The organism is Halomonas binhaiensis (assembly GCF_008329985.2).
Taxonomy (GTDB): domain Bacteria; phylum Pseudomonadota; class Gammaproteobacteria; order Pseudomonadales; family Halomonadaceae; genus Halomonas; species Halomonas binhaiensis.
Window position 1 is genome coordinate 2,755,655 of record NZ_CP038437.2, and the last position, 10,539, is coordinate 2,766,193.

Sequence of the window (10,539 nt, forward strand, 5' to 3'; positions counted from 1 at the left end):
TCCTATGGCGATTCTGGATACTCGTATCAATACGCGCTCCCAGGACTTTCAGACCAAGGACGCCACCATGCGTGCCGAAGTCGATAAGCTCCTGTCCTTGACCGATGCCATCCGCCAGGGCGGCGGAGAAAAGGCCCGACAGCGCCATGAATCACGCGGCAAGCTGTTCGTGCGTGATCGTATCGATCACTTGATCGATGAAGGTTCGCCATTCCTCGAATTCTCTGCCCTGGCCGCCCGCGACATGTACGACACCGATGTGCCTGCTGCCGGCATCATCACGGGCATCGGTCGTGTCAGTGGCGTGGAGTGCATGATTGTTGCCAACGATGCCACGGTCAAGGGCGGCACCTACTTCCCCATGACCGTGAAAAAGCACTTGCGTGCCCAGGAGATTGCCCGCAAGCATCGCCTGCCCTGCGTTTACCTGGTGGACTCCGGGGGTGCTTTCCTGCCACGCCAGGACGAAGTGTTTCCCGACCGTGATCATTTCGGCCGTATCTTCTATAACCAGGCAACGCTGTCGGCAGAGGGAATACCGCAGATTGCCGTCGTCATGGGCTCGTGCACTGCAGGCGGTGCTTATGTGCCAGCCATGGCCGACGAGTCAATCATCGTCAGACAGCAAGGCACCATCTTCCTCGGTGGGCCGCCTCTGGTAAAAGCGGCCACCGGCGAGAATATCAGCGCTGAAGATCTTGGTGGAGCGGACGTACACACTCGCATCAGCGGCGTAGCCGATCACCTGGCCGATAACGATGCTCATGCCCTGCAGCTGGCCCGCCGCTGTGTCGCACGCCTCAACTGGCAAAAGCGCGGATCTTTGAAGATGGCGGAACCTCGTCCTCCCAGGTTCGCCCCCGAAGAGCTCTACGGCATCGTCGGCACCGATCTGAAAAAGCCCTTTGATGTACGCGAAGTCATCGCTCGTATCGTCGACGACTCTGAATTCGATGAGTTCAAGCGCTACTACGGCGACACTCTGGTCACCGGATTTGCCCATATTCACGGCTATCCTGTAGGCATCATCGCCAACAACGGCGTGCTGTTCTCGGAAAGCGCCGTCAAAGGGGCTCACTTCATCGAACTCTGCGCCCAGCGCAGAATTCCCTTGGTATTCCTGCAGAACATCACCGGCTTCATGGTCGGTTCCAAGTACGAACACGAAGGCATTGCCAAGCATGGCGCCAAACTGGTTACTGCAGTGGCCTGCGCCAAGGTCCCCAAGTACACCGTGCTGATTGGCGGCAGTTTTGGTGCAGGCAACTATGGTATGTGCGGGCGTGCCTACGACCCTCACCTGCTGTTCATGTGGCCCAACGCTCGCATCTCGGTCATGGGAGGCGAACAAGCCGCAGGGGTGCTGGCCCAGGTCAAGCGTGAACAGATCGAACGGTCCGGTGAGAGCTGGTCTGCAGAGCAGGAGGAAGCCTTCAAGCAACCGACTCGCGACCAGTATGAACACCAAGGACACCCGACCTATGCCAGCGCACGCCTATGGGATGACGGTGTCATCGATCCGGCCCAGACTCGGGATGTCCTTGGCTTGTCCCTGGCCGCCGCCATGAATGCCGACATCGAAGAGACCCGCTTCGGCGTGTTCCGCATGTAGCGCCCAACGTTATTCGACAGAGGTCCAAGATGCCTGACAGCTCCCTTTCACAACTGCGTATCGATGAACGTGGTGTGGCCTACCTGACCTTGGCCCGTCCCAAGGTTCATAACGCTTTTGATGATGTGCTGATCGAGGAACTGAACCAGCATCTGGTCAGCCTCGCTGAAGCAGCACTACGTAGCGAAGTTCGCGTCGTGGTGTTGGGCTCCACTGGCAAGAGCTTTTCTGCTGGAGCCGACCTGAACTGGATGAAGCGCATGGTCGACTATGATGTTGAAGACAATCTGGCCGACTCACGCAAGCTGTCTGCCCTGATGCACGGCCTTGATACGCTCCCCTGCCCGACCATTGCACGAGTCCAGGGAGCCGCCTTTGGCGGAGCTGTCGGCCTTGCCGCCTGCTGCGATATCGTCATCGCTGCCGACTGTGCGAAATTCTGCCTCTCCGAAGTCCGTATCGGCCTGTCACCGGCCGTCATCAGCCCTTATGTACAGCGTGCCATTGGCTCTCGCCAGATGCGACGGTATGCACTGACAGCAGAAGTCATCAATGCTGAGACGGCCCAGAAGCTGGGCTTGGCCCATCAGGTCGTAGCACTGGATGAGCTCGACACTGCCGTGGATGGCATGCTCGACACCCTTCTCGCCACATCACCCCAGGCCAGCCGTGCCACCAAGGACCTGCTCTCGGTAGTGGCCAGAGCTCCGGACAGCGATGAGACTCGCGAACACACCTGCCGCGTCATCAGTCAATTGCGCGTCAGTGACGAGGGCCAAAAAGGGCTGGCCAGTTTTTTCGACAAGCGTCGCCCCTCTTGGACCATCGATATTTCTCCATCACAAAAACGTCCGCAACAATAAGGAGCGCCGCTCATGAGACCTTCCTCCACCAACGGCGCCAGTGACCACATCAAGAGCCGGCGTTTCGATACGCTGCTGATTGCCAACCGCGGTGAAATTGCCTGTCGTGTGATGCGAACCGCCCGACGACTGGGCCTGCGAACCGTGGCGGTATATTCCGATGCCGATGCCAATGCCCTTCACGTACGTGAAGCGGACGAAGCTATCCGGCTTGGGCCTGCCGCTGCCCGCGAAAGCTACCTGGATGTGAACAAGGTCATCGATGCCGCCCGCCGCAGTGGTGCCGAAGCCATCCATCCGGGCTACGGCTTCCTTTCCGAAAACGGTGGTTTCGTACACGCATGCGACGATGCCGACATTGTCTTCGTCGGGCCTCCCGCTTCTGCGATTGCTGCCATGGGAGATAAATCCGCAGCCAAGACACGCATGACCCAAGCCGGGGTGCCGTTGGTCCCGGGATATCATGGAGACAATCAGGAGGATGCCCTGCTCAAGGCCGAGGCCGACAGGATGGGCTATCCCGTATTGCTCAAGGCCAGCGCGGGTGGCGGTGGAAAAGGCATGCGCGTCGTCGAGACCTCTGCTGCCTTCCAGGCCGCTCTAGAAGGCTGTCGCCGGGAGTCGCTTGCCGCCTTTGGTGACGATCGCATGTTGATCGAGAAATATCTGACACAGCCACGTCACGTGGAAGTTCAGGTGTTCTGTGACACCCAGGGCAATGGTGTCTATCTGTTCGAGCGTGATTGCAGCGTGCAACGCCGTCACCAGAAAGTACTCGAAGAAGCTCCTGCCCCGGGCATGAGCGAGGATCTGCGCCGTGACATGGGCGAGGCTGCGGTACGCGCGGCCCGAGAGATAGGCTATGTCGGCGCAGGTACAGTGGAATTTCTTCTCGATGCAGACCAGCAGTTCTATTTCATGGAGATGAATACTCGTCTCCAGGTGGAGCACCCTGTCACCGAAATGATCACGGGACAGGACCTGGTCGAGTGGCAACTACGCATTGCCATGGGAGAACCACTGCCACTCAGCCAGGAGGAACTGGCCATCAAGGGCCACAGTTTTGAAGCCCGTCTCTATGCAGAAGATCCTGACAATGATTTCCTGCCGGCCACGGGACAGCTACGCCGCTTCAGACTGGATCTCGAGGGGGCTTCCCTGTTGCCTGAACAGGTACGCCTGGATAGTGGTGTGGAAAGCGGTGATAGCGTTTCCATGCACTACGACCCGATGCTGGCAAAGCTGATCGTCCATGGCCCTGACCGCAGCGCCGCCCTGGCTACGCTCAACCGCGCCCTGGCCGCACTGGATGTACAAGGCGTCGTGACCAACCGAGGCTTCTTGATGCGCTTGGCCAGCCATCCAGCCTTTCATGCAGCCGAGCTGGATACTCGTTTTATCGAGCGCCATGAAGACAGCCTGTTCGCCGCCCATGGCCTGTCCCGCGATAGCCTGGCGTCCGCCGCCCTGATCGCGTTGCATCAGTTGGCTCGAGAGTGCGAAAGCACCTCTCCCTGGGACCGTCACGATGGTTTCCGGATCAATGGTCCTCGTCGCATTCGCATCTTCCTTTGCGACCCCAAGGAAGGCATGACCAAGAACCCGGCATCCCGCGCCTTGGTTGAAGGCAGCTACCACCCCAGCGATAGCGCATGGCAGCTCAAGGTGACGCCTGCCGACCAGGAGATGTCGACCCACTCGGCCTGCCTGACCACGCTGTCTGGAGATGCTGTCGCGATCACTCTGGATGGACACCGTCATCGCATGTTGGCTCGCCGCGATGGTAATGAGATCGTGCTGACCACCCCGCTCTCACCCGGGATGCAGGGCGAAGTCCGCCTGTTCTGGCGCCGTATCGACACGATTGACCACGGCCAGCATGAAGAGGAATCGACACTGACGGCCCCCATGCACGGTACCGTGGTCGCGCTGCTGGTAGAACCCGGCAAATCCGTGGCCAAGGGTGATGCCTTGATGGTAATGGAAGCCATGAAGATGGAGCACACCCTGACTGCCCCAGTCGATGGAAGTGTGGAAAGCTTCCACTTCCAGGCTGGTGATACAGTAGGTCAGGGTGATGTACTGCTCGACTTCTCTGCTGCCGAAACAGATTGATGATTCAACAATATTGAAAAGGAGCCCCTCATGGCCCTACCCGCTTCTGTGCGCCTGGTCGAAGTCGGTCCTCGCGACGGTTTACAGAATGAACCTGAGCCGATTTCCACCGAGATCAAGCTGGAGCTGATCGAGCGCCTGGCCGATGCCGGCCATACCCATATTGAAGCGGCCAGTTTTGTATCACCCAAATGGGTACCACAGATGGCCGACCACAGCCAGGTCATGCGAGCCTTGATGCATGAAGGCAAGGGTCGCCCAGACATCAACTATTCCGCGCTGACCCCAAACCTGAAAGGCCTGGAAGAAGCCCTCGCCTCAGGGGTTCAGGAAGTCGCGGTATTCGGCGCCGCATCCGAATCGTTCTCGCAGAAGAATATCAACTGCTCCATCGCCGAGTCTCTGGAGCGCTTCGCACCGGTTGTCGAACGTGCACGTGCCGAAGGCGTACGAGTGCGCGGCTATGTCTCCTGCGTGCTCGGCTGTCCCTACGAAGGAGAAATCTCTCCTGCCATGGTCGCCCAGGTGACCAGAGCCTTGGATGACATGGGCTGTTATGAAGTCTCGCTGGGCGACACCATCGGTACCGGAACCCCGCTCAAGGCCAAGCGCATGCTCGAAGCCGTGGCCAGGGAGGTCCCCATGGAGCGCCTGGCCGCACACTTCCACGATACCTATGGCCAGGCATTGGCCAACCTGATGGCAGTGCTCGAAGAAGGAGTGGCTGTCGTGGACAGTTCTGTGGCAGGCCTTGGGGGCTGCCCCTACGCCAAGGGTGCTGCAGGTAATGTGGCTACCGAAGATGTGGTCTATCTGCTCAAGGGTCTGGGCATTCAGTGCAGTGTGGACCTGGAACGCATCGCAGCAGTAGGTGACTGGATGACGCGCACCATCAATCGCCCCAATCGCTCCAAGGCAGGAGTCGCCCTTTCCAGCCGCTGACCGGCAACTCATGCGCTTTTGTTGATAGCCCCCATCTCAGGGAAGCCTGGAATGCGACAGCGTTTCCCTGAGGCAGATAATCAAGCAGAATTCGGAACTTCCATCGAATCGGTTAGAATGTCGCGGCCACCCAAGGTGGTTGCCTGAATTTTGTCTTGGCGCTTTCTCAAGGAGAGACACTGCATGAAAATCGCTTGGCTTGCTGCCACTGCCCTGACCATTACCCTCGCAGGCTGCGCTGGGGGCCAATCCGATGCTCGTCAAGAGACAAAGTCCGCCGCAAAGCCCCAGACGACACTGGCCCAAACCAACACCTTCAATGCAAGAACTGCCATCTACACCTGTGACAGCGGCAGTGTCTTCACCATGGAATTCACGGCCCCGGAAACAGCGACGATGCATCTCAACGGTCATGGGCAAAGCATCGAGCTTGCGCCGCAAAATGGCGCTTCAGGTATGGCAATGGACTATGTTTCTGCCGATGGTCGCTATCAGTTCAATGGCAAGGGGATGACCGCTATTGTCACCATGCCCAAGATGGCTCCGGCCAGGTGTTTCACTTCCAATTACTGAACCCTTAGCACTAAATATTTCGCAGCCGGCGCAACATCGCACCGGCTGCTTTATGGGAGTTTCTAGCCATAGTTCACAACGGCCTCCCTACTGGCCTAGCCCAGGATCATCACCACACAGGCTGCCGTCATGGCGCCCATGGTGCCATTGAACCAGCGCCAGCTGGTGGCTGACTTGAGCACTCTGCCAATTGCCGTACCAAATCCCGCCCACAGTGCAATACAGGGCAAGCCCACCAATTCCGCCACTCCTGCCAGCAACAGCGCATTCAGCCACGGGTTACCGGATTCTGGTAAAAACCCTGCCATCAGCGCAATTCCCATCACCCAAGCCTTGGGATTTGCGAACTGAAAAGCGGCTGCCTGCCAGAAGTCCAAAGGGCGAGCACCTTCCGTTCTGAATTGAGGCGGTGGGGCTGTGGCGATCTTCCAGGCCAGATACAGCAAATACACACTGCCTACTACCTTGAGCACGCTCTGCACCGCGGGATAACGCTCGAACACGACGCCCAGCCCCAAGGCAATGCTGGCGAACAAGACAAAGCAGCCAGCCAGAATGCCAAACAAGTGCGGCAACGTACGCATGAAACCGTAATTCGCCCCGGATGCCGTGAGCATGACATTGTTGGGTCCCGGAGTGATGGTCATGGAGACCATGAACAGCGCGGCGGGAACCAGGAATGCCCAGTCTTCCATAACGGTCTCCTCAACCTTTTCTAGAATTAAACCCCTACAATTTACATATCTACGCCTATCAATAGCGCTGAATATTGAGCATAATGAGTACAATTTTTACGTCAAAGGTTTTATTGTCACCATGACAATCTGGGTCCCGGAATTTGGTGCTTCAGCGCCTGATGCCAAGGCCATTCCTCGCTATCGCCAGATTGCAGAGTCCATCGGCAAGGCCATCGAAGCAGGCGAATTGAGCCCCGGAGACAGACTGCCTCCTCAACGCCAGTTGGCTGATCGGCTGAATGTCACCGTCGGCACCGTCACCCGCGCCTATAACGAGGCCCATCATCTTGGCTGGGTCCAGTCTCGGGTCGGCAGCGGTACCTATGTCCGCGACCAGGATTCGTCCACTGCCTCAGCCTTTGGCATGCAGCCACGCGAATGCAGCGATGGCGTCATCGACATGAGCCTGAGTTTCGCCCCTCCCCACCCCTGGCGCCAGCAATGCCTTGGCGAAGTATTGGCTTCCATCGCCAGCGACCCTGCTACCGTTGCGGAAGTCGGCGAATATCAAGCGGACATTGGCACGCCCCATCACCGCCAGGCACTCGCAGCCTGGCTCAACAACCTGTCATTTCCGGTGTTTGGCTCATTGATCGTGACCCAGGGGGGTCAGCATGGCATCGATCTCTGCCTGAGAATCCTCACACGCCCTGGCGACCTGGTGGCTGCCGATGCCTTGACCTATCCCGGCTTCAACAGCGCGGCACGTCACGCACATCTCAAGACACTGGGAATTCCGCTGGATGAATACGGTATGGACATAGCGGCTCTGGAACGCTTGTGCCAACGCCAGGTACCCAGCCTGGTCTATGTCACCCCGGATCAGAACAACCCCACGGGAGCCCAGTTGACAGAAGAAAGGCGCATCCAACTGGCTGAGCTCGCCAGGAGGCACGACTTCTGGATTATAGAGGACAGCGTTCAGTACGTACCCTCTGCAGACCGAGGCACCTCCATGGCAGACCTGGCACCCGAACGTACCCTGCATATCTTCAGTACGTCGAAACTACTGTCAGGAGGATTGCGGGTCGGCACCTTGCAGGTGCCGGATGTGCTGCGAGAACGACTTGGAAGCGCATTGCGCGCCCAATCCTGGATGGTACCCCCTTTGATGGTGGAAGCAGCCTGTCGCTGGATCGCCTCTCCCCGCGCGCAGCAGCTCCATGACTGGCAGGTGGAAGAACTCCAGTTCCGCCAGAAACTAGCCCAGCAGCGCCTGGCGGCGTATCACCCACGTGGCCTGGCACGGGGTTCCAACCTGTGGCTACCTCTGCCAGAAGGCCGACGCGCCAGTGAAGTGCACGCCTTGCTCGATCAAGCTGGTGTTCGTGTCGCGACGCCAGAACCGTTCTGCACGGGGAGCGAAGCCGCCCCACAGGCACTGCGCCTATGCGTTGGCTCTCCGGATAGCCGCGATGCCCTGGAGCGCGCGTTGAACATCATCCTGGAAGTGCTGGAACATGAAGGCACTTCTCCCTGGAGTACGCTGTAGACATACGTCATGGAGCCAGTGCCTCACGCCTTCATCAGGAAACATACGGCCCAGAACCATCAAGCCCAGCGGCAACAACGCTGGGCTTGATGGTTCATTCTGTCAGGAGACTAACAGGCTTCAATCGCCAGCGATGGTCATCTCATCGATCAACCAGCTGCCGGTATGGATGCTGCCGCGAGTATCAATGTCGTCACCAATCGCCGCCAGACCCGAGAACATCTGACTCAAGTTGCCGGCAATCGTGAACTCTTCCACCGGGTACTGAATCTTGCCATTCTCGACCCAGAAGCCAGTCGCACCGCGAGAATAATCTCCCGTTACGCCATTGACCCCCTGCCCCATCAGCTCCGTCACCAGAATCCCGCGGTCCATGCGTGACAACAGCGCTTCGCGACTCTGCAGTGGCGCATTGATACGCACATTGCGCGCCCCCCCTGCATTGCCGGTAGTTTGCAGCCCCAGGCGACGCGCACTGTAGGCTGACAGCATGTAACTGGCCAACCTGCCGGCATCGATAAAGATGTTGTCGCGGGTCTGGACACCATCTCCATCGAAGGGGCTGCTGGCCGTACCACGCATCAGCATGGGCATCTCCCCGAGGCTGAACCACTCAGGAAACAATGATTCCTCCAGCCGACCGCAGAGGAAGGAGGCATCCCGGTAAATGGCACCACCGGAGATAGCGGACATCAAGTGCCCAACCAGGCCGCTCGCCATGCTGGGATCAAACAAGACCGGGAAACGGCCCGTTGCAGGGCGCCGCCCCCCAAGGCGACGCAAAGTGCGTTCGGCGGCATTGCGACCAACAGTTTCAGGAGTCCACAACTCCTTGGGGTCGCGGCTGCTGGTGTAGTCGTAGTCTCGCTGCATGCCATTGCCGTTCTCTGCGATCAACATGCAGGACAACGAGTGACGGCTACCTGCCTGGCTACCGAGAAAGCCATGGCTATTGGCATAGACACGCACGCCTTCACCACTGGACAGGCTAGCGCCATCGGAACTGCGAATACCTTCCTGGCCAAGCCCTGCACTCTCGCACGCAAGCGCCAGCTCGACGGCCTGTTCGGTACTCAGCTCCCATGGATGGTGAACATCCAGGTCAGGAAACTCTGTCGCCATCAGCTCTGCATCGGCAAGTCCTGCCGCCGAGTCCTCACCGGTATAACGGGCGATGGACAGAGCACGCTCCACCACGCTCTGAATGGAAGCATCATTGGCATCGCTGGACGAAGCGCTACCCTTGCGCTTGCCAACGTAGACGGTTACGGCAATACCTTGGTCTCGCGATAACTCCACGGACTCCACATCGCCTTCGCGTACGCTGATACCAATCCCCTGATCGACGCTGGCACCTACTTCGCAAGCATCGGCCCCCAAGCGCCTGGCCAATTCCAACGCTTTCTGGGCACGGTCTTCCAGCGTCTGCTGTTGCGCCTTGGCATCGAACGCCTGTGTCATGAATCATCTCCTGTCATGGCCGGTTATTCCGGCCCCATCAATCTGTTGTCGCCCGGCGGCTAATGGCATGACCACAATGCCCCATACAAAGCAGCTTGCCGGTGCTTGCCTGGCATTTCCACCCTCGGGCCGTGCGGCTGGTATACTTGGGGCCATTTCATTTCCCCCGTATCTTTACCCAGGGACCCGGTATGAACCAGGATGATCGCTCCACTATCGATGAGCGCCCCAGCAAGTCTCAGCTCAAGCGCGAAATGCATGAACTGCAGGAGCTTGGCGAACGCTTCATTGCCATGAAGCCAGCCGAGCGCGAACGTTTCCCGCTGTCCGACGAATTCAAGCGCGCCATCGAAGAAACCGATCGTATTCGCGCTCGCGAGGCTCGCCGGCGCCATATGCAGTACGTCGGCAAGCTCATGCGCAAGGAAGACCTCGAAGGCATTCAGGCAATATTCGACGAGATCGAGCAAACCCAGGTCCATCGCGAACATGCCTTCGCGCGCCTGGAAAAGTGGCGCGACCGCCTGATTGAAGAAGGCGATGAGGCCGTGGAAGCCTTCCTCGCTGAATATCCGGATACCGACCGCCAAGCTCTGCGCCAACTGATTCGCAACGCCCGCAAGGAACGCGAGCAGAACAAGCCGCCAACCAACCAGAAACGACTGTTCAAGTTGATGCGCGATACTGCCGGTCTATAACCGCCTGCTACGAGCTACGGGCCTCGTAGCTCGTAGCTCGTAGCTC

Annotated in this window: 9 protein-coding genes; 7 read left to right on the forward strand and 2 right to left on the reverse strand. The window is 58.7% G+C overall.

The features are described from left to right. Positions 1-4 precede the first annotated feature (4 nt). The 5 genes from E4T21_RS12150 to E4T21_RS12170 all read left to right on the forward strand — a co-directional run bounded on the left by E4T21_RS12150 (position 5) and on the right by E4T21_RS12170 (position 6,105). Positions 5-1,612: a carboxyl transferase domain-containing protein gene (locus E4T21_RS12150; RefSeq protein WP_149285224.1), complete on the forward strand. Its 1,608-nt coding sequence runs from the start codon at positions 5-7 to the stop codon at positions 1,610-1,612. A 29-nt stretch (positions 1,613-1,641) separates the two neighbouring features. Next, a complete protein-coding gene (locus E4T21_RS12155; RefSeq protein ID WP_149285226.1) occupies positions 1,642-2,475 on the forward strand; it encodes an enoyl-CoA hydratase-related protein in 834 nt (277 codons plus the stop codon). A 12-nt stretch (positions 2,476-2,487) separates the two neighbouring features. Further along, positions 2,488-4,590, forward strand: coding sequence for an acetyl/propionyl/methylcrotonyl-CoA carboxylase subunit alpha (locus E4T21_RS12160; RefSeq protein WP_149285228.1), 2,103 nt, complete (start codon positions 2,488-2,490; stop codon positions 4,588-4,590). Between the two features lie 30 nt (positions 4,591-4,620). Further along, positions 4,621-5,532: a hydroxymethylglutaryl-CoA lyase gene (locus E4T21_RS12165; protein ID WP_149285230.1), complete on the forward strand. Its 912-nt coding sequence runs from the start codon at positions 4,621-4,623 to the stop codon at positions 5,530-5,532. A 183-nt stretch (positions 5,533-5,715) separates the two neighbouring features. After that, entirely contained in the window at positions 5,716-6,105 is a 390-nt protein-coding gene (locus E4T21_RS12170) for an MliC family protein (RefSeq protein ID WP_149285232.1), read from the forward strand. Positions 6,106-6,200: 95 nt separating this feature from the next. Here E4T21_RS12170 and E4T21_RS12175 read toward each other — a convergent pair whose 3' ends face one another. Next, a complete protein-coding gene (locus E4T21_RS12175) occupies positions 6,201-6,800 on the reverse strand; it encodes a LysE family translocator (protein ID WP_149285234.1) in 600 nt (199 codons plus the stop codon). Between the two features lie 121 nt (positions 6,801-6,921). On the opposite strand from E4T21_RS12175, the gene E4T21_RS12180 reads away from it, so the two are divergent. Beyond that, a complete protein-coding gene (locus tag E4T21_RS12180) occupies positions 6,922-8,334 on the forward strand; it encodes an aminotransferase-like domain-containing protein (RefSeq protein WP_149285236.1) in 1,413 nt (470 codons plus the stop codon). Between the two features lie 120 nt (positions 8,335-8,454). Here the strand turns inward: E4T21_RS12180 and pmbA are convergent, their stop codons facing one another. Next, positions 8,455-9,795, reverse strand: a complete 1,341-nt coding sequence (gene pmbA, locus E4T21_RS12185; protein WP_149285238.1) for a metalloprotease PmbA — start codon at positions 9,793-9,795, stop codon at positions 8,455-8,457. A gap of 191 nt (positions 9,796-9,986) precedes the next feature. Between pmbA and yjgA the strand changes: the two genes are divergently transcribed. Beyond that, on the forward strand, positions 9,987-10,493 hold the full coding sequence (yjgA, locus tag E4T21_RS12190; protein WP_149285239.1) for a ribosome biogenesis factor YjgA: 507 nt from the start codon (positions 9,987-9,989) through the stop codon (positions 10,491-10,493). The last annotated feature ends 46 nt before the right edge of the window (positions 10,494-10,539 follow it).